This window comes from Pilosibacter sp. NGB245, from assembly GCF_057397225.1.
Window position 1 is genome coordinate 2,403,468 of record NZ_CM171584.1, and the last position, 20,565, is coordinate 2,424,032.

The window sequence follows — 20,565 nt, forward strand, 5'->3', positions numbered from 1 at the left end:
TTGAAATTCTTTCTATTTGGCAGGCGGATCATCCAGACGCCGCAATTGGTCATTTACAAGACTTACGGGGTAAAAACGTTTTCCGACGATGATTGCAGGATATCGTTCCGCGACAAAACACCTGTTTTCATCTCCTTTTTCCGGTGCTATAATAACTCCTGTTACAGCAGTTTTTTCAAAAAGGAGGTCCCCCATGGATTCCATCAATATCCGAAACGCAAAACTTGAAGATGCACCGCGCATCCTGGAAATCTATGCTTATTATGTCGAAAACACCGTGATCACATTCGAATACGAAGTCCCCTCTCTCGAAGAATTCGAAAACCGGATGCGCAACACCATGAAAAAATATCCATATCTCGTGATCGAGCGAAACGGAAAAATCGAAGGCTACTCCTATGCAGGTCCCTTCGTTGGCCGCGCTGCCTACGATTGGGCCTGCGAACTCACGATCTACCTGGACCATAACGCCAAAAAATGCGGTCTCGGCCGAAAACTCTACGAAGCCCTCGCCGACCTCCTGAAAACCATGGGCATTCTGAATCTTTATGCCTGCATCGGCTACCCCAAAGTAGAGGACGAATATCTCAACAAAAACAGTGCCCAGTTCCACGAACATCTCGGCTTCCACCTCTGTGGTACCTTCGAAAACTGCGGCTATAAATTCAACCGCTGGTACGACATGATCTGGATGGAAAAAATCATCGGGGAACACAAGGCAGACCAGCCGCCGGTAAAACCGTACTCCTACATGGAATAAAAAGAATCCATAGAGATCAACACTTTTACGGATGTAAATATGCGTTATATTACATTTTTTCGGACGTAAATTCGTTCTATTCTACATTTTTACGGACGTTAAAGTCGTGCTGTACCACATTTTTTCGGACGTTAGCTCACTCTTTCCTACATTTTTTCGGATGTTAGCCTGTCTCCGGCAACTTTTTTCGGGCAATGGACAGCAAAAAACTCCCTCTTGTACATTCCCCACCCCCGCGCTACAATAATAACCGTTCTGCACCTCACAGAAACATCGACTAACAGGAGACATACACAAATGAATACAAAAAACCAAAACGACACCCGCCCGATCTGGCGAGGTGAACTTGCCCTCTTGATCGTTGTCCTCATCAACAGCTTCGGCGTAGTCCTGATGCTCGACTCCGGCGCCGGAATCTCGGCAATCTCCAGCGTACCATACGCCTTCTCCGAATCATTCCCACGAATGACACTCGGCACCTGGACCTACATCTTTCAGGGCACACTCGTGGCTGTCCTGATGGTCCTTCGAAAAAAATTCGTTCCAACCTATCTCTTCAGCTTCGTAGTCGGCTTTGCCTTCAGCAAGATGCTGGATGTCTACAAAACTGCCCTTGCCGGTCTTCCAATGGGACTCGGATATCAGATCTGTTACTTTATCGTGAGCTATGTCGTCCTCTGCATCGGAATTGCACTCTCCAACCGCTGCGGACTCCCGATCATCCCGACCGACCTGTTCCCGCGTGAAACAGCTGAGATCCTCAAAGTACCCTACTCCAGAGTCAAAATCACCTTCGACGTGACCTGCCTCGCCGTGACTGCCGGACTGACCTTCCTCTTCCTCGGCCACATCAAAGGCCTCGGGATCGGAACGATCCTTGCTGCCTTTACCATGGGAAAAGTGATCGGTCTGATTGGAAACGTCCTCGACCGTCATTTCCGATTTGTATCATTTCTGACAGAAAAAGAACAGACGGCATAAAAAATCCCCCTCCCACTCCTGCCCGCACACCCGGATTTCCGGGCACACTGCAGAAGTTAGAGGGGGATTTTTATTTACGCGAAGCGTGTTTTCACTTGTTATATTCACAAATTACTGTATGACCAGACCGCAGCCATTACTCCAGCTCAAACGCACCTGTATAAAGCTGATAATACACGCCCTTCTGCGCGATCAGCGTCTCATGGTCGCCGCGCTCGATGATGTGACCGTGGTCGAGAACCATGATCGCCTTACTGTTGCGGACCGTGGAAAGACGGTGCGCGATAACAAAGACGGTACGTCCCATCATCAGGTTGTCCATACCTTCCTGGACGAGTGCCTCCGTTCTCGTATCGATCGAGCTTGTCGCCTCATCGAGGATCATGACCGGCGGATCCGCAACGGCTGCTCTCGCGATCGAGATGAGCTGTCTCTGCCCCTGGGAAAGGCTCGCACCATTTCCGGTGAGCATCGTATTGTAGCCCTCCGGCAGTCTCTGGATAAAGTCATCGGCATTCGCCAGTCTCGCTGCCGCCATACACTCCTCGTCCGTGGCGTCCAGACGACCATAGCGGATGTTGTCCATGACCGTGCCGGTAAACAGGTTGACATCCTGTAAAACGACGCCGAGAGATCTTCTAAGATCCGGCTTTCTGATCTTCGTGATGTTGATGCCGTCGTAACGGATCTTTCCGTCCGGAATGTCGTAGAAACGGTTGATCAGGTTCGTGATCGTCGTCTTTCCGGCTCCGGTCGCACCTACAAACGCGATCTTCTGACCAGGTTTCGCATAAAGAGTGATATCATGGAGAACAAGCTTCTCCGGTGTGTAGCCGAAATCAACATCCTCCAACCGGATATCGCCCTTTAACGGGGTGTAGGTGACGGTTCCGTCCGCCTTGTGCGGATGTTTCCATGCCCAGATGCCGTTCTTGTCGTTTGTCTCCTTCAAGGTTCCGTCCGCAGTCCACTCCGCGCGGACAAGCGTTACATAACCTTCATCCTTCTCCGGCTTCTCATCAATCAGAGAGAACACTCTGGAAGCTCCTGCGAGTCCCATTGCGACCATGGAAACCTGCATGGATGCCTGCCCGATCGTCTGGGAAAGCTGTCTTGCCATTCCGAGGAACGAGACGATGATACCGATCGTAAGGACACCGTTTCCGCCGAGGCTTAAGTTCGGCGCTCCGCAGTAGACGAGAAGTCCGCCAACGATCGCCAGTACCACATACATCAGGTTGCCGACATTGTTTAAGATCGGCATCAGGGAGTTACCATAGCGGTTTGCAAGTTCTCCGTCGGAGAACAGTTTCTCATTTAACTTGTCGAAATCCTTCTTGCACTCTTCTTCATGACAGAACACCTTTACGACCTTCTGTCCCTGGATCATCTCCTCGATGAAACCTTCCTCTTTCGCGAGCGACTTCTGCTGCTCCATCATATAGCGGGAGCTCGCGCCGCCGAATTTCTTCGTGACCGTCAGCATGAGCACCGAGAACAGGCAGACCAGGATCGTCATCCACACGCTGTAGTAGATCATCATGAGGAACATGACTGTGATCGTCAAAGATGCCTGGAATACCATCGGAAGCGACTGACCGATCATCTGGCGGATCGCGTCCGTATCGTTCGTGTAGGTACTCATGATATCGCCGTGTGCATGTGTATCAAAATATTTGATCGGCAGGGACTGCATCTTATCGAACATGTCCACACGCAGATGCTTTAACGTTCCCTGTGTCACGATCGCCATGAGATGCGTGTAGGTGAACGCCGCTGCAACACCGAACGCGTAGATCGTGAGCATGGAGAGAATCGTCTGCATGAACGGCTGTTTCACACTTTCCATGCCCGATTTCAGGCCCGGAAGGATGCAGGTATCGATCAGCCGCTGTAAAAATACCGTCTGGACAACGGAAGCCGCCGCGCTGACGATGATGCAGCAGATGACCACGATCAGGTGGATCCTGTAATTCTGGAAGATATAGCGGAGCAGGCGGCCGAAAGTGCCTTTTTTCCTATTGTTCTGTTTTTCCATATCACTCTGCCTCCTTGCTCTTTGTCTGGGAATCATTGACTTCCCGGTAAATTCCGTTTAAAGCGAGAAGTTCTTCATGCGTACCGGACTCCACGATCCGTCCGCCGTCCATGACGAGAATGCGGTCCGCATCCTGCACAGAGGAGACACGCTGGGCGATGATGATCTTTGTGGTATCCGGAAGCTCATTCTTAAATGCCTGACGGATCAGGGCATCGGTCTTTGTGTCGACCGCAGAGGTGGAATCGTCGAGGATCAGGATCTTCGGCTTCTTTAAAAGAGCTCTCGCAATACAGAGACGCTGCTTCTGGCCGCCGGAGACGTTCGTTCCTCCCTGCTCGATGTAAGTGTCATAGCCGGCCGGGAACTGGGTGACGAACTCATCCGCCTGCGCAAGCTTACATGCATGGATCAGCTCCTCGTCTGTGGCGTTCTTGTTGCCCCAGCGGAGGTTATCTTTGATCGTTCCCGAGAACAGGACGTTCTTCTGGAGAACGACGGCCACCGCGTCACGGAGCGCCTGGAGATCATATTCTCTCACATCGCGTCCACCGACTTTGACCGAACCTTCCGAGACGTCATAGAGACGCGGGATCAGCTGGATCAGGGAAGTCTTGGAGGAACCGGTTCCTCCGATGATCCCGATCGTAGCGCCGGACGGGATCTCAAGATCGATGTCCGTGAGCGCATATTTCTTGTTCTTTCCGGAATAGCGGAAGGAAACATGATCAAACTCGATGCTGCCGTCCTTCACTTCCTTCGCTCCGTTTTCCGGAGATCTCAGGACACTCTCATGTGTCAGGACCTCCGCGATACGGTCGCCGGATTCCTGCGCCATGCTGCACATAACAAATACCATGGACAGCATCATCATTGAAGACAGGATCTGGACGCCATAGCTGATCAAGGAGGAAAGTTCACCGGTCGAGAGCGATGTTCCGCCGGATCCGATGATGAGCTTCGCTCCAAAGAAGCTTACTAAAAGCATCGCAAGATAGATGCAGAACATCATGAGCGGGTTGTTCAATGCGAGGATCTTCTCTGCCATCGTGAAGTCTTTCCGGACTTCCTCTGCGGCTTTTCCGAACTTTTCCTTCTCGTAGTCTTCACGGACGAAGGATTTTACAACACGGATGCCGCCGACGTTTTCCTGGACGGAATTGTTTAAGGCATCATACTTCTTAAAGATCCGCTTGAAGATCGGATGTACATAGAAAAAAATGCCGAACAGCGCGATCGCGAGGACCGGGATCAGTGCCAGGAAGATGAAGGACATCCGGACATTGATACTCATGCTCATGATCACGGAGAAGATCATCATGAGCGGGGCACGGACTGCCATCCGGATGAGCATCTGATACGCATTCTGGACGTTTGTGACGTCGGTCGTCATTCTCGTGACCAGAGAGGACGATGAAAACTTGTCGATATCCGCAAACGCGAAATCCTGGGTTTTAAAATAGAGATCTCTCCGGAGGTTCTTTGCAAGTCCGCATCCGGCTGTTGCCGCGGATCTTGCGGAGAGGACTCCAAAACACAGGGACATGGTCGCAAGGACCAGAAGAAGCACGCCGTACTTTAAGATCGGCGTCATGGAAGTTCCCGTCATGTCATCGATGAGCTTTGACATGATGAGCGGGATCGTACATTCCAGCACGACCTCCATGGCAACGAACACGGGCGTCTCGATGGATGCCCGTTTATACTGGCGCACGCTTTTTAAAAGTGTTTTAACCATGAATCTTACCTCGTTTCCATATTATGATTTGTTATGATAAAAGTTCAAAAGGTTCGGTACAGCAAGTCCGTATCCTTGCAGAACCGGCTGTATCTTCCCCCCTTTTGTCCTCATAACGGACTTTCTCCTTTCAGATAAGTCTTCTGTCTCCCGCTGCCGGAAAGAGAACAGAGTCTTATCTGACTAATCTGTATCAGGACATGTTCCGGATCATCCGGCTGATGACGCGGAAAAATGTCGCGAGATCATCCTCCGTGATCCCCGCGGTCAGCCTTCGTTCCGTCTCCTCCAGACTCTCCCGGATCATTCCCTGGTACTGGAGTCCCTTTTCCGTCACAACGATCCGCTTTAATCTCGCATCGTAGAGAACCGTTTCCCGGCGGATCAGACCATTCTTTTCCATATCCTTTAAGATTTTTGTGGCCGTCGGCGGCCGCAGGCTGTATTCTTCCTCAACATCTTTCTGGAACACATCCGTGTCCATGCTTCTCGCCAGAATAAAATGAAGCGTTTTTCCCTGCGCGGGGCTCAGAGTGTCGTGAAAAGAAAAGGTACTGAAATGCCTCCGGATCAAATTGGACAGCATTCCGATACTTCTGCCAACAGTTTCTTTCATAAATCAAAATCCCCCTTTAAAAAAGAATGTGCCGCAGCTCATTCTCGCACCGAGCGTGATCGCTATCATCTTTGTCTGCCTCATATTTCAGCGCTTCTTTCCATTCTCCGCTCTGACCGTAAGAAAATGTGAAACCAAAATCAGAGTTCCTGTCGTCTCCGACCGTATTCCATTGATTTTATTCTTAGCAAATACTTAGTAAACTAATTTGTTAGCTTGCTAAGTATCATAAAACATCCATCATTAAATGTCAACGAAAAAAATGTGAAAATTCTGTGAGGAAATCATTACATGAAACTCCATATGGGAATGTGAATAAGAGCATATAAGAATATTGTATACAATTTGTGCATGTTTCCGAAAATGAAAAAATTGGAAAAAAATACTTACGAAGTCCGGAAAAATATTGTATACTGCGTTCACATAGAGATTGGAAACGCAGTGAGATGCACACGAAAAGCAGTGGAGTCGCAACGAGTTTTGTTGACTTCGCTGCTTTTTTTCTGCCCCTTGCAGTGAGAAGCGCATCCGGAAGAAAAGACATTCCATATGCTTTTCCGATCATGAAAAAGAATATGTACGCTGGCACGTACAATAACCAAAAACACAATTTCACAAAAAGGAGAAAAAGTATGCCAAAAAATAAAAGAGAAAGTCTGATCTACACCGTATTAATGTGCTTTACTATGGTGCTCTGGATGAGCATCTACAATGTAACCCTTCACATGGGAGCTCTGAACCTGACCACGATCCGCGAAGCATGGATCGGTTTCCCGATCGCCTACGTGTTTGCGATGTGCATGGACTGGTTCGTCGTATCAGGCCCGGCAAAGGGATTCGCATTCCGTTTTCTCGTTAAGCCGGAAAGCCCGGTATTACACAAAGTGATCGCAGTTTCCTGCTCCATGGTCGTTCCGATGGTGATCATCATGTCCATGTACGGAGCTCTTGAGGGATGTGTAAAGAGCGGAAACTTCAATCTGCTCCTGATCATCTGGCTGACAAACATTCCGAAGAACTTTATCATGGCTCTTCCGTTCCAGCTCCTCGTTGCAGGACCGCTTGTACGCCGCATATTCCGCGGAGCATTCCCGGAAGGAACTGTGTTAGCATGATCGGATAAAAGCTGATCTGCGACAAAAATTTTTGTTATAGATCTCAAAAACGCCCTATCGGCAGAATGCAGCAATCTTTGCGAATGAACCCATTGAAAAACAAAAGACACAATGCGAGATTGAATTTTTCAATCAGCACTGCGTCTTAGCGTCTGGCTCTTCCGTCTTTCCGGTCATGACCTGATTTCTAGTTTTTGTAACCGTTCGGTTACTTTGTATTATAGCAACCGAACGGTTACTTGTCAAGATAAAAGAGGACGATCGGCGGAAACTGTTTCATGAGGAATAACATCATGCCGCCGCATTCGCATTCACCTGGTCGATCACCTTCCGGATCCCCATCCATACAGACAAATCTGTGAAGACATCCACAATACTTCCCTGATCTGTAAACGGGGAATCCTGAAGAACAGACAGATCCTTCATCATTCCATTCTGGACAATATATTCCACAATCTGGTTCACAAAATAGATCTGCCGGCTGTCAAGGTTGGTGCTGTCCAGATATTCTGAAAACGCCTGTTTCGCCGCATTCATATCGAGACCGACGATTCCCCGTACAAACTCACCGAGTGGCTTTTCCCCGTACTCCGCCTCATAATCTGCCTTCGTTCCGAGATCACTCCAGAGGATCTTTTCCAGCTCCTTCACATCTTCGGAATTCAGCGGGATATTTCCTTTCAGCTTCGCAATCACTGATTCATTCTGATGTTCCCGGATATAGAACTCCGCCTTTGCCTTATAATTTTTCAGATCATCATTTTCGAGCTCCGATTCGTTCCACTCCGTAGATAAAACTTCATCATCCATATTCGTCTCATAAATGATATACTCTTTCGGAATGTACTTCACGAGATCACGCAGATTTTTCCGTATTTTTTCAAAATCATTGACATCCGCACGATCCAGATAATCTGTATGGAGGATCTGCTCAATCAACGGTGCCTGTTTTGTAATCTCCGGAATATTTGCAACCTTTGTAAGACCCCTTGCTCGTTTTATAAGATCATGTTTCCCCCTGGAATATTTCTTTCCGGCCAGATACGCCAGCTCAATTCCGTACATCAGTGCATCAAAACGGAGCGCCTGCGCATCATCTTTTTCCGGTTCAATCAACGGTGCCAGTTCATCCCGAGCTACCAAAGTATCCGCATAAGTCAGCGCCTGATAGTTCTCTCCTGATGAATACAGTTCCACGTATTTTAAATGCTGACGGACTGCAAAATTATCCCGATTCAGCTCGCGCACCTTTCCGGTCATATCTTCAATAAGCGAACTGCGGAATTTTTTTAGTTGTTCTGTCTGATATGCGAGATCCTGAAGCTTGTACGACATTTCGAATTTCAGCTGAAAAATCGCCCCCTGAACCGCAATCGTATTCGCTGTCGATTTTCCTTTGTTCATCCGGAAAAATTCAAAATTCCCACAAAAATCAAAGATATAAAACTTGTCCTTATCTGCACCATCCATAAGTCCCGGACAAAGTCTCGTTCCGCGTCCGATCATCTGCCAGAATTTTGCCTTACTCATAACTTTTTTGAAGAATACAAGGTTTAAGACCTCCGGAACATCAATTCCAGTATCCAGCATATCAACCGATATCGCGATCTGCGGCATTTTCTTTGGATCTGAAAATTCATCGATCGCACTCTGCGCATAGTTCAGATAATTATCTATCACTTTTGCATAGTCTTTCAAGTGTGGATATTCTTTTCCAAACACCTCAAGAATTTTCTCTGCATGCCAGTGGTTCTTCGCAAAAATGATCGTCTTTCCGATCTTATTCCCATAATCCACGCGAAGCCCATTTGTCATCAAAATATTCAAGACTTCACGAATCGTATCTTCATTAAACACCCAGTCATTAAGTGCCGAAGAATTGATCTGCTCCGGAAGATTTCCATCTTCTGTCTCAAAAGTCTCCTCGTACTCCTGCTTATCCTCCTCAGAAAGTTCATCGTAGACAATCCCATTTTCAATAAATTTTAACCTCGTCTCGATCGACATAAAATCCACAAGATAACCATCTTTTACCGCCTGAGCCAGCTCATATCCATATGTCGGCACACCACTTTCCAATTCAAAGATTTCATATGTATTCTTATCGATCTCATCCTTCGGAGTTGCGGTAAGTCCGACAAGCGGGGCATCAAAATAATTGAAAATATCCCGGTATTTATTGTAAATGGATCGATGTGCCTCATCACAGATCACAAGGTCAAAATGTCCGCATGTAAACAATTTTCCATCTTCATCCTGAACCATATCAATGCAGTTCATCATCGTCTGGTAGGTGGAAAAGACACAATGCGCGCCATAATTATCTTTCTCTTCGCAGAGATTCGTGACGGAAAAATCCGGCAGAAGATTGACAAAACTTCTTTTCGCCTGTGTTACCAGGCTGTTCCGGTCTGCAAGAAACAGTACATTTTTGATCCATCCATGATTCAGAAGGATTTTGACAAGCGCGATCACGGTTCTCGTCTTTCCGGAACCGGTTGCCATGACAAGTAGCGCTTTCCTGCGATTTTTCCGATCAAAGCTATCGCAGACTGCTTTCACCGCTGCCTCCTGATAATAGCGCCCGGCAATCTTTTTATCGACAAAAATATTCGTCAATCCGGTACGCATGGACTGCAGATTGAACAGTTTTTCCAGATCACGCTTTGAATAGATGGAAGCAACCTTCCGCTCCGGATACTGGTTATCCGAAATCCGCGTTTCGAATCCATTTGTCAGGAATACCACAGGTCTTCTTCCCTGCTGTTTTTCGATCAGATCCGCGTATAATTTCGCCTGCTGCCGTCCCTTGCTCACATCCACACAGGTCCGCTTTGCCTCGATGATCGCAAGCGCCTTTCCATCATCCCCATAGAGAACATAATCTGCAAATCCAGTCTCGCTCTTATTCGGCATTCCCGGGATTTCCACTTCATTCAGCCAGTTTTTCCCCTCGATCCAACCGGCATCCTCCAGCATGGCATCGATGTAAAGTTTTCTTGTCTTATATTCCGAAATATCAAGCGGTTTCGGCACATAGGTCGGCTGCTGCTCTTCTCTTCGTGCCGTCAGCTCTGCCTTTAACGCCTGGTTTTCTTTGATCAGTGTTTCCAGGTCGATCTCCGGTGTCTGCGGCTTTATAGCGACTGGTTTCGTCTCTGTCTTACCCAGCAGTTTTTCATCAAATGCCCGTTCTGTATATTGATCTGCATAGCAATACGCTACATAATCCATGAAAACAAACAGATTTTCCAGACACAGCGCCGCCTGCTCCTTCGATACCCGTTTTCCTGTATGAGCCGCTGTATTTCCCATTTTCCGGATAAAATCCAACCGCTGCCATAAATCATTATCCACAAGATCCCGGAAATCTTCCGCACTCATCAGGCTGACCAGCTTGTCATCCCATGGTTTCGTCAGCGAGCTGTCAACCGAATACATCCACTTGATTGCAAATTCCATCGCCCGACGGCAGTTTAAAACAGATGCAGACTCATCAATGGAAAAAATCCGCTCCGCTGCGATCGCTGTATCGGCAAAACTTTTGAATTTTGGTTCATCCTTTAAAAAATCAAAGTTCGTCATGATGACACCTCCTGTTCGGGTGTATGACTTTTTTATTACCGTCCGTACAGCACGTGCACAGACTGATTGAATCATTACAAGATTTTCTTTTCTCTGTAGCTTTCAAAAATGTACGATGGATTTTCATAGTAAACACTGCTGTTATAGTCATCAATTTTCGGGCTGATAAAAGAATTATAAACCTGCATCAGTGCATCGATCACACTGATTTTTTCGTTTTCCGCAACCTTCTTGATCAGCCTTTTATAAACTTTTCCAATTTCCCAGTAAGTCGGAATTGTATACTGACAATCTCCTACATTATCAAAACTGCCTTTTTTGATACCTGACTCCGCAATGAAATCATCGCTGACACGGTCTATGTTATCACAATGATAGACATCCGCAAGATCATAAATCTTTTCCAGACGTTTTTTCCCTAATGCGTTTACAACATCTGCTCTTTTGTTTGTTGTCTTCCTGGCAATATAATCGATCAAACTGCATGTAAAAAAGAGATCGTTGTCTTTCTGCGGTTCTCGCCCTGTTTCCTGCATTATTGAATCACCTCATAATCTCTATATTCCAAACACTTTAATGCATTTTCTGTGCAGAAATTAATGAAATCCCGGTCCAAAGTCCTTCGTATTTCTCCCGATCCGAATTTCCGGTTCCTTCACCGGCATGTAGCCGCCGTGATAAACTGTCATTTTAGGCATAAGTAGTGTCCTTTCTACGAATTTTGCATGAAATAGTCGAATATTAACTGGTATTGGGTTGACAGGTGTGCGTATGCGGATGATATTGCAATTTTGATTTGTCGATTTGTTGGACAAAATCAGCAAATTGGTTTTGAAGTTTCATATCTGGTATGTATACCTTAATACTTTGCAACTCCTGCGCATTGATATTTGCCTGGTTTACAGCACCTTTCGCCATCCCCCGTAGTATGACCTTCAATGGTTCAAGATTCATATACTGTGAAAAGACTACAGGTAACATTTCTTTAGTGAGCCGAACCCGAATAATATACCCTGCAATGACCATCTCCTCAGTCAAATCAAAAACTGCTGTTTTACCTACCAGTTCAATACTGTTAGTTCTATTAAAAAGGACATCACCTTTTCTAACAACACATTTTTCGATTTCATCTTCTGAAATGTCGATATATTTCAAATCCTTCAAATCCAAATGTCCATCTGCCGTTAAATTGTTCATTCTTAAATAGGGGTATTTTCCACCTTCAACAGCAGGTTTGCTTGTCCCATATCGCACCTCTGTAACAATGTCCCCAACTGTAACTATTTTCCATCCTTTTTCATTAAGAACTGGATCCCCAAACATCTCGACAAATCGGGCTCTGATAAGATTATCTAAACATTTCAGCTCCTGTTTTCGATCTTCTATTACTTCATAGGCTTTATCAATAACTTTAACAATTTCAAGTTGCTTTGATAGCTCTGGCACAGGAACCTCTAATGCCTTCAGCATTGACATATTTATATTATTTTGCGCAACACCTCTTCCAACTCTATTAACATACGTCTTTTTTGATTTTAAATAATAATATAAATAATCTGTATTTAATTGTTTTATATCGTTAATCATTATCCCAGCTATTGCCTGGTTTGTGCAAGCAGCAATTTCTAATATACCGACTTCTCCTAATGTTGCAAATATTGTATATAGAATTGTTCCTGCAGGCAACATTTTTGTAGATGACCCATCGAGTCCTTCCTTTGTGATGAATTCATCTGTTTCATTAATATATTTCTCTTTGATATCTCCAATTTTTACCCATGGAATTGTCCCATTATTCCAGAATTCTGTTTTTGTCCTTGAAGGTGTGCCACCCGATACAATATTACAAAGCTCTCCAAGTCTTTTTATCTCCATCTACCTCATCCCCACAAACCCGAACTTGATCAGGCAATGTACTTCTGGTGGGATGTTTTTACATTTAACTGGTTGACCATAGCGTACTGCATCGTGGTATCAATCTGTGAATGACCGAGAATCTTCTGGACCTGCTCAATCGGCATTCCTTTGTCGATTGCACGAGTCGCCATGGTACGGCGGAATTTATGGGGATGAATTCTTGTCAGATTGATCTTTTTTCCGAGTCTCCGCAGTCTGATCTCGACACCACTGATCTTTAAGCGGGCATGAGGTGCGTCCAGTGTTACAAACAATGCCGGGTTGTCATCAGAACGGCTGTTTAAATAATTTTGCAGATGCAGCTTTGCCTTCGCGTCAAAGTATACTTTGCGCTCCTTATCACCTTTTCCGAACACCACACATTCCCTGGCCTCAAAATCCACATCTTTAATGTTTAGATTTACCAGTTCCCCGACACGGATTCCTGTTGAATACAACAGATCAATGATTGCCAGGTCTCGAACACAGCAGCAATGATCCCGCAGCTGCTCAATCCCCTCGTCGGAAATCACTTCCTTTACCTGCTGTTTCGTCTTGATTTTATGTATCCGGCGCATCGGACTTTTTAAGACATAATCCTCTTCTTCCAGCCACGAGAAAAAGCTTGAAATGTTCCGCCGAATGTTATCGATCGTGGATTTCCCACAGTTGTTGATCTTCTGATATTCCGAAAGATACGTCCGGATCTCCTCCGTTGTGATCTTTCTGACCGGCGTCTTTAGCATCTGAAACATCTTCTCTACGGTGACACGGTAATATTGAAGCGTTCTCTCAGAACATCCTTCGATTTTCTTTGCATCCAGGAACATCTGCAAGTAGGTATCATTCGTAGTCTCTACTTTAGTTGTTTCCGGCTGTGCCAGATTTTTCAACAGAACCTCCTGCAGTTTCTTCATCTGTGAAATATTCAGGTATTCTGCCATCTGATTTAAGATGTTTACAAGTTTTTCTTCCATATCGGTATACTCCTTCCTCTGTATACCAACATCCTACTCCTGCAAATGCCATATATTTTTAATCCGGTGCAACTGTTTCATACCTCACAGTTATGATCGGGTCAATATTTCCCAATCCCCATTGCGCTTTCCATTTTTCCTTTGAATCAGTCCTTTTTGCTTTAAAGACCCCATTCTTGTCTTGATCATGCGCTCTGATTTTCCCAATGCAGCAGACAAAGCTTTTTGAGTGATTCGCGGGTTCTCTTCGATGACCTTCATTACAGCCATCTCTTCCAAAGTGCAATTCAAAATATTATCTATACACTTTGAACTCTCCGCATTCTCACTTTGAATCATCCTATCATCCCGATAATCCACACGCAAATAGCGGTTCTTTAATTCATGATTCATATTCATCAACAGATTTTCGAAAAACTGTTCCAGATATTTTGTTGTTGCATGAATCCCCAACTGAAAATCATTATAATTGGATCGAACCAGCGCATTTCGAAAATACCATGAATGCTCTGCAAATACATCACTGTTGACCCGTAATCCAAATGCCTTCAGATATTGAATAACAAAAATTGCTGTGGTACGGGTGTTTCCCTCACCAAATGGATGAATCTGCCAGATTCCGGATGTAAATGCCGCAATATGTTTCATTGCATCTGCAACTGAAACTGTTTCATACGGGAACTGTTTTTCCTGTGAAAAATCGTAATCCAATGCAGCCTGTATTTCATTATAAGAAGCGTAATAAACGGTTTTCCCGTTTAAAATCCACTCATCTTTTGTGATATTGTAGCTGCGCAGCCGCCCTGCATGCGGGAATACCCCTGTAAATAAACGTTTATGAATGTTGATATAAAATGCAGGTGAAAGCTGAAATATTTTCTCTCCCAATAATTCCACGATGTGCAGCGAAACGAGGTCTGCCTCCCGTGTCCTCTCTTCAGCATCGGTAAGGTGTCCTTTCCATTTTTCATAGTATGTCTGAATCCGTGTTTTCGCCGCATTCATGTCAATCCTGCCTTCGATATGTTCTTTGGCAATTTTCAACAAATATTCTGAGATCTTTAATCCATCCACATCCTGCAAACCGATTGCAGTCTGCCATGCAGCACTTTTTTCAGCCATCCCTGAATCTCCCTGCCGGATATATTGATCCAAAGCAAGTTTCCATTCCTGCGATTTCCCCATGCATTCACCTTCTGTCACTCAAATTTATCCGAAATATTGCTGCATCAAGCTGTCAAACAGAAGCTGCGCCTCATCAAGTGCCTTTTGTACAGAATCTTTTGATTTGTTTAACTCTCGTACAAAATCAGAAAATTGTTGTTGCAATTTCAGTGGTGGTATTAAAACAGGCAGTGCACTTAATTGTTTCATATTGATACTCGCAATTCCTGTAGTCTGCTTTGCACATCCAAGGAAATATCTTTTGGCTCTTTGATGCTGAAGATATTCTTCAAAAAAATCAGGAAGAACTATTGATTCATTGAGGCGAACTCGGAAAATATGATTTTGATGTATGCAATTTTCCAATGGTTCTCTGATAATCGCACCTCTACCCAATTTATCAGGGTCACCGCCTTCTGTCATAAGTACATCATCCGGTAATAGACGATACTGATTTATTTCTTGTTCTGTAGCCTCAATAGTTTTTACTGTAGTCCAATCAATATAGCCATTTTTAACATTAGAAACTGCCATATACGGAACTTCTATCAGTTTTTTCTCTTTAATCTTTCTTCCTTTGGTAATACCAGATACAATATCCGCTAGTGATTCAAGTGATTCTTCCTGCCAGCCCATTGTGTTCAAAAACATATCCCCGAACATCTCGACAAATCGGGCTCTAACGAGATCATCCAATTGTGATAATTCTCTTTTCCTATTCTGAATGATGTCTGATACCTTATCAAGAATTCTAACTATTTTCCGTTGTTCTTTTATATCTGGATATTCAATTTTGCTCTCTTTCAACCATTTAAAATGTCTATTGTAACCCGTGTTAGGAATTTTTACGTTTTTTAGTGCATAATATAAATACTTATAATCAGTATTCCCATCTTTGCTTCGAAGCACCTTGACGCCATCAGCTCCAAGGAAGAATGGCTGATCAATATATTTAATCACCCTGGTGTGATCACCAAATATTATTACTGGGACCTCTTCAAATAGCCCATCTTCACGATCTGTATATCCAGCAATTTGATTTTGTCCTTGGTCTACAATAATATGTTTCCCTTGTTTTCCATACTCGCCAGTCTGAATCTTAACCCCATATTTTGTTTTATCAATAAATATTTCATTAAAATATTTCATCTACCTCATCCCCACAAACCCGAATTGTCCATTTTCCATCTCCGAAAATCTCCCAATTCCATATTCTCTTTCCATCATCTTCCTACAACCCCAACAGTCTTTCCAGCTCATCCATCTCTTCCCCGATCTTCATCTCCAGCTCCCGAAGCTCGGTCATGATCTCCAGCGTGGATGGATATTCTACCGGAACATACTCGATCTTCTTATATTTATTGATAGAGAGGTCATAATCGTTCTCCACAATTTCTTCCTTCGGGACGAAAAAGCTCTGCTCGGTGCGTTCACGGTCTGTCTCCTTTTCAAGATGATGGAATCGCTCAATGATGTCCGGAATATCATTCTCAGAAATTTCACTTCTCTTATCGTCAAGACTAAGTCCATCTGCTTTCATGTCGTAAAACCAGACTTTATCAGTGCCGCCATGACCAGTCTTTGTAAAGATCAGGATTGCAGTGGAAACTCCCGCATACGGTTTAAACACACCGGACGGCATGGAGATGACGGCTTCCAGGCGGTTGTTCTCAATCAGTTCTTTCCGGATCGCCTTGTGTGCGGTCGATGATCCGAATAATACGCCATCCGGGACGATACAGGCGCACCGGCCACCGATTTTCAGCATTCTTAAGAAAAGGGCTAGGAACAGAAGCTCTGTTTTCTTTGTTTTGCAGACTTTTAAGAGATCCGCAGATACGATGTCGTAATCGAGGCTGCCCTTAAACGGCGGATTGGCAAGAATCAGGCTATACTTCTCTTTGTCCGGGTTCTGATCACTCAGGCTGTCACGATACTCGATCGATGGATTTTCCACACCGTGGGTCATCATGTTCATGGCACCAATTCGAAGCATCGTACGGTCCATATCATAGCCATGAAACATATGATTCATATAATGGTCTTTGTTCGCCTTATCAAATAAGACTTCTTTTTTGCAATTCTCCCGCAGATATTCGCTGGCTGTCACCAAAAAGCCGGATGTACCGCAGGCCGGGTCACAGATCACATCATCCGGCTTTGGCTGCATCATGTCGACGATCATCCTGATAATGTGTCTCGGAGTCCGGAACTGTCCGTTTACACCTGCTGTTGCAAGTTTTGATAATAAATATTCATAGACATCGCCCCTGGTGTCTGCTTTCTTTAGCTGTTCCATCTGTTCGTAAACACCATCCAGTGCATTCACGATCTTATCCAGCATAAGTGGTGTCGGGACTTTAAAGATCGCATCTCCCATGTACTTTGAATAAGCGCTTTCTTTATTTCCATGAAGATTTTTCATGAACGGAAATACAAGTTCCTGCATATTTGCATACATCTTTTCCGCCGGGAAATCATGGAACACACTCCACTTCAACTGACTTCCCTCAACCATCCGCTCACCAATCTGCACTTGTCCCGCAAAAATACTCTTATAAGGAATTCCGAGCATCGCTGCTTCCTTTGCATGAGTATTATCCGCATCATCCAGATCCCGGATGAACATCAGATACGTCATCTGCTCGATCACCTCCAGCGGGTTCGTCAAACCGCCTGTCCAGAATATTTCCCATAAACTGTCTATTTTATTTTTCAGTTCTCCTGTTACCATCTTTTTTCCTCATCTTCCACTAAAATAAAAACTCTGCGCTTACTTTTATTCCCAATTCTTGCAGAAATGCTCTTTTATATTCCTGTTTATTATCATTAGTATAAAGCATCTGCCGTTATAAATCAACAAATCCGGCTTTGCTGAGATGCTCTTTCCACTCTGAAATCTTCACAGCTGCGGACCACCCCGTTCATGTGTTTCCCCCTCCGTGTTCTTTCTATAATAAATACACTTCCCCCGCACTTTCTGTCACATCCCCACGAAACTCCGCAAAAATCCACCAAAACTAAGGCTTTCGGCTTCTTGACAATCCCAATTCTACACGCTATAATACAGAGAATGTAAAGCTAAAAATTATAAAGGGTCATTCTGCCCCGAAACAATAAGAAAGGTAAGACGTCATGGCTGATAAGAAACATATTTTAACTTATGCAGGACTGAAAAAATACGAGGATGAGCTTCAGGATCTGAAAGTAAACCGCCGTCGTGAGATTGCCCAGAAGATCAAAGAGGCAAGAGAACAGGGAGACTTATCCGAGAATGCCGAGTACGATGCTGCGAAAGATGAGCAGAGAGATATTGAGTTAAGAATCGAAGAGCTCGAGAAGCTGTTAAAGAACGCGGAGGTCGTTGTTGAGGACGAGGTAAACCTTGACAAGATCAACGTCGGCTGTATCGTAAAGGTTTACGATGTCGATTTCGACGAGGAGATGGAATTCAAGCTCGTTGGTTCCACAGAGGCAAACAGCCTTGAAAATAAGATCTCCAATGAGTCTCCGGTCGGACACGCGCTGATCGGCAAACGCGTTGGCGATGTTGTTGACGTTGAAACACAGTCCGGAGTTATCCAGTATAAGGTACTCGATATTAAAAGAGTCGATTGATCACTATCGTGTACAGACAGGGATCTCCCGGACTGAAAATTCTGTACACGATCGTATCGATCATACACAAAGACTACAGTGAAGGAGAAATAGAAAAGTGGCTGAACAGCAGAATCAGAACAAGAATGCAAATGCAAAAGAGCAGGATATCCACCAGCTCTTAAAGGTGCGCCGCGAGAAGCTTGCTGAGTTACAGGCAGAGGGCAAGGACCCGTTCCAGATCACAAAGTATGATCAGGATACTCACAGCGCAGATATCAAAGACAATTATGCAGAATATGACGGAAAGGAAGTTTCCATCGCCGGACGTATCATGTCCAAGCGTGTGATGGGTAAAGCTTCTTTCTGCAACGTCCAGGACCTCAAGGGCAACATCCAGTGCTATGTATCCCGTGATGAGCTCGGTGACGATTCCTACAAAGACTTCAAGAAGATGGATATCGGCGATATCGTCGGCATCAAAGGCTTTGTATTCACAACAAAGATGGGCGAGATCTCTGTTCATGCCCATTCCGTAACTCTGCTCTCCAAGAGCTTACAGATCCTTCCGGAGAAATACCATGGTCTGACAAACACAGATACCCGTTACCGTCAGAGATATGTGGACCTGATCATGAACGAGGACGTAAAGAAGACATTCGTGATGCGTTCCAAGATCATCAGCTGCATCCGCAGATATTTAGATAACCTCGGATTCCTCGAGGTTGAGACTCCGATGCTCGTTGCAAATGCCGGCGGTGCTGCTGCAAGACCGTTCGAGACTCACTACAATGCACTTGACGAGGACGTTAAACTTCGTATCTCCCTCGAGCTCTACTTAAAGAGACTCATCGTCGGCGGTATGGAGCGTGTTTACGAGATCGGCCGTGTATTCCGTAACGAAGGTCTTGACACAAGACACAACCCGGAATTCACTCTGATGGAGTTATACCAGGCATATACAGACTACAAGGGAATGATGGACCTCACCGAGAACATGTTCCGTCATATCGCAGAGCAGATCTGCGGATCCACAACGATCCCGTATGCGGATGTTGAGATCGACCTTGGAAAGCCGTTCGAGCGCCTTACCATGATCGATGCGATCAAGAAATATACCGGTATTGATTTCAACGAGATCACTACGACTGAGGAAGCAAAGAAATTAGCAGATGAGAAGGGCGTTCACTACGAGGATCGTCATGTCCGCGGCGACATCATCAACCTCTTCTTCGAGGAATTCGTTGAGGAGCACCTGATCCAGCCGACCTTCATCACAGACCATCCGATCGAGATCTCCCCGCTTACCAAGAAGAAACCAGATCATCCGGAGCAGGTTGAGCGTTTCGAGCTCTATATCTATGCCCGTGAGATGTGTAACGCATACTCCGAGTTAAACGACCCGATCGACCAGAGAGAGCGTTTCAAAGCACAGGAGGCTGCTCTTGCTGCCGGTGATGACGAGGCAAACACAACAGATGAGGACTTCTTAAATGCCCTTGAGATCGGTATGCCGCCGACCGGTGGTATCGGATACGGTATCGACCGTCTTGTTATGTTATTTACAAACTCCCCGGCGATCCGTGACGTACTGCTCTTCCCGACAATGAAGTCCTTAGACACAAAGAAGTCTGAGAAACCGGTCGTTAAGACATCCGAGAACGCAGCTCCGGAAGTCATCGACTTCTCCAAAGTTGTGATCGAGCCGATGTTCGCTGATTATGTTGATTTCGAGACATTCAGCAAGTGCGATTTCCGCGCTGTTAAGGTAAAAGCCTGCGAAGCAGTCAAGAAGAGCAAAAAGCTCCTTCAGTTCACACTCGATGACGGAACCGGCACAGACCGCACGATCTTAAGCGGTATCCATGCTTTCTACGAGCCGGAAGAGCTTGTCGGAAAGACCCTGATCGCGATCACAAACCTTCCGCCGAGAGCCATGATGGGAATCGATTCCTGCGGTATGCTGCTTAGTGCAATCCATACTGAAGAGGGCGAGGAGAAGTTAAACCTTCTCATGGTTGATAACCATATCCCGGCTGGTGCGAAGCTGTACTAAGTGACATACTCCCACCACTTAGCTCACGCTTGAAGTGGGGGC

Annotated in this window: 16 protein-coding genes; 5 read left to right on the top strand and 11 right to left on the bottom strand. The window is 45.3% G+C overall.

From position 1 onward, the window contains the following. Positions 1–193 precede the first annotated feature (193 nt). Together ACXMYH_RS10885 and ACXMYH_RS10890 are read left to right on the top strand one after the other, a co-directional pair. Positions 194–760: a GNAT family N-acetyltransferase gene (locus ACXMYH_RS10885; RefSeq protein WP_486554881.1), complete on the top strand. Its 567-nt coding sequence runs from the start codon at positions 194–196 to the stop codon at positions 758–760. Positions 761–1,057: 297 nt separating this feature from the next. Further along, complete coding sequence (locus ACXMYH_RS10890; RefSeq protein WP_118533217.1) at positions 1,058–1,741, top strand: DUF6198 family protein; 684 nt, start codon at positions 1,058–1,060, stop codon at positions 1,739–1,741. 136 nt (positions 1,742–1,877) lie between these two features. Here the strand turns inward: ACXMYH_RS10890 and ACXMYH_RS10895 are convergent, their stop codons facing one another. The 3 genes from ACXMYH_RS10895 to ACXMYH_RS10905 all read right to left on the bottom strand — a co-directional run bounded on the left by ACXMYH_RS10895 (position 1,878) and on the right by ACXMYH_RS10905 (position 6,133). Beyond that, on the bottom strand, positions 1,878–3,779 hold the full coding sequence (locus tag ACXMYH_RS10895) for an ABC transporter ATP-binding protein (protein ID WP_486554882.1): 1,902 nt from the start codon (positions 3,777–3,779) through the stop codon (positions 1,878–1,880). 1 nt (position 3,780) lies between these two features. Then, a complete protein-coding gene (locus ACXMYH_RS10900; protein WP_118603374.1) occupies positions 3,781–5,517 on the bottom strand; it encodes an ABC transporter ATP-binding protein in 1,737 nt (578 codons plus the stop codon). Between the two features lie 193 nt (positions 5,518–5,710). Next, on the bottom strand, positions 5,711–6,133 hold the full coding sequence (locus ACXMYH_RS10905; protein ID WP_486554883.1) for a MarR family winged helix-turn-helix transcriptional regulator: 423 nt from the start codon (positions 6,131–6,133) through the stop codon (positions 5,711–5,713). A gap of 632 nt (positions 6,134–6,765) precedes the next feature. On the opposite strand from ACXMYH_RS10905, the gene ACXMYH_RS10910 reads away from it, so the two are divergent. Then, positions 6,766–7,248, top strand: coding sequence for a DUF2798 domain-containing protein (locus ACXMYH_RS10910; protein ID WP_486554884.1), 483 nt, complete (start codon positions 6,766–6,768; stop codon positions 7,246–7,248). 291 nt (positions 7,249–7,539) lie between these two features. Here the strand turns inward: ACXMYH_RS10910 and ACXMYH_RS10915 are convergent, their stop codons facing one another. From ACXMYH_RS10915 to ACXMYH_RS10950, 8 genes are all read right to left on the bottom strand, one after another. Beyond that, positions 7,540–10,833 carry a DEAD/DEAH box helicase family protein gene (locus tag ACXMYH_RS10915; RefSeq protein ID WP_486554885.1) on the bottom strand — a complete coding sequence of 1,098 codons (3,294 nt, stop codon included), beginning with the start codon at positions 10,831–10,833 and terminating at the stop codon, positions 7,540–7,542. Between the two features lie 74 nt (positions 10,834–10,907). Then, positions 10,908–11,369 carry a hypothetical protein gene (locus ACXMYH_RS10920; RefSeq protein ID WP_118532817.1) on the bottom strand — a complete coding sequence of 154 codons (462 nt, stop codon included), beginning with the start codon at positions 11,367–11,369 and terminating at the stop codon, positions 10,908–10,910. Between the two features lie 60 nt (positions 11,370–11,429). After that, the gene (locus tag ACXMYH_RS10925) at positions 11,430–11,531 is read right to left on the bottom strand and encodes a DUF3990 domain-containing protein (protein WP_486463683.1); all 102 of its coding nucleotides are present in this window, start codon (positions 11,529–11,531) and stop codon (positions 11,430–11,432) included. A 43-nt stretch (positions 11,532–11,574) separates the two neighbouring features. Beyond that, positions 11,575–12,708 (bottom strand): restriction endonuclease subunit S, encoded by a 1,134-nt coding sequence (locus tag ACXMYH_RS10930; protein ID WP_486554886.1) that lies wholly within the window; start codon positions 12,706–12,708, stop codon positions 11,575–11,577. Positions 12,709–12,737: 29 nt separating this feature from the next. Further along, on the bottom strand, positions 12,738–13,706 hold the full coding sequence (gene xerA / locus ACXMYH_RS10935; protein WP_329751725.1) for a site-specific tyrosine recombinase/integron integrase: 969 nt from the start codon (positions 13,704–13,706) through the stop codon (positions 12,738–12,740). Between the two features lie 90 nt (positions 13,707–13,796). Then, positions 13,797–14,909, bottom strand: a complete 1,113-nt coding sequence (locus tag ACXMYH_RS10940; RefSeq protein ID WP_486554887.1) for a Fic family protein — start codon at positions 14,907–14,909, stop codon at positions 13,797–13,799. A 6-nt stretch (positions 14,910–14,915) separates the two neighbouring features. Continuing rightward, complete coding sequence (locus ACXMYH_RS10945; RefSeq protein WP_486554888.1) at positions 14,916–16,019, bottom strand: restriction endonuclease subunit S; 1,104 nt, start codon at positions 16,017–16,019, stop codon at positions 14,916–14,918. Between the two features lie 82 nt (positions 16,020–16,101). Further along, positions 16,102–17,604: a class I SAM-dependent DNA methyltransferase gene (locus tag ACXMYH_RS10950; protein WP_486554889.1), complete on the bottom strand. Its 1,503-nt coding sequence runs from the start codon at positions 17,602–17,604 to the stop codon at positions 16,102–16,104. Positions 17,605–18,005: 401 nt separating this feature from the next. Here ACXMYH_RS10950 and greA point away from each other — a divergent pair, with 401 nt between their 5' ends. Both greA and lysS read left to right on the top strand, forming a co-directional pair. Beyond that, positions 18,006–18,488, top strand: coding sequence for a transcription elongation factor GreA (greA, locus tag ACXMYH_RS10955; RefSeq protein WP_015554956.1), 483 nt, complete (start codon positions 18,006–18,008; stop codon positions 18,486–18,488). 97 nt (positions 18,489–18,585) lie between these two features. Next, complete coding sequence (gene lysS, locus ACXMYH_RS10960) at positions 18,586–20,523, top strand: lysine--tRNA ligase (RefSeq protein WP_021905726.1); 1,938 nt, start codon at positions 18,586–18,588, stop codon at positions 20,521–20,523. Positions 20,524–20,565 lie beyond the last annotated feature (42 nt).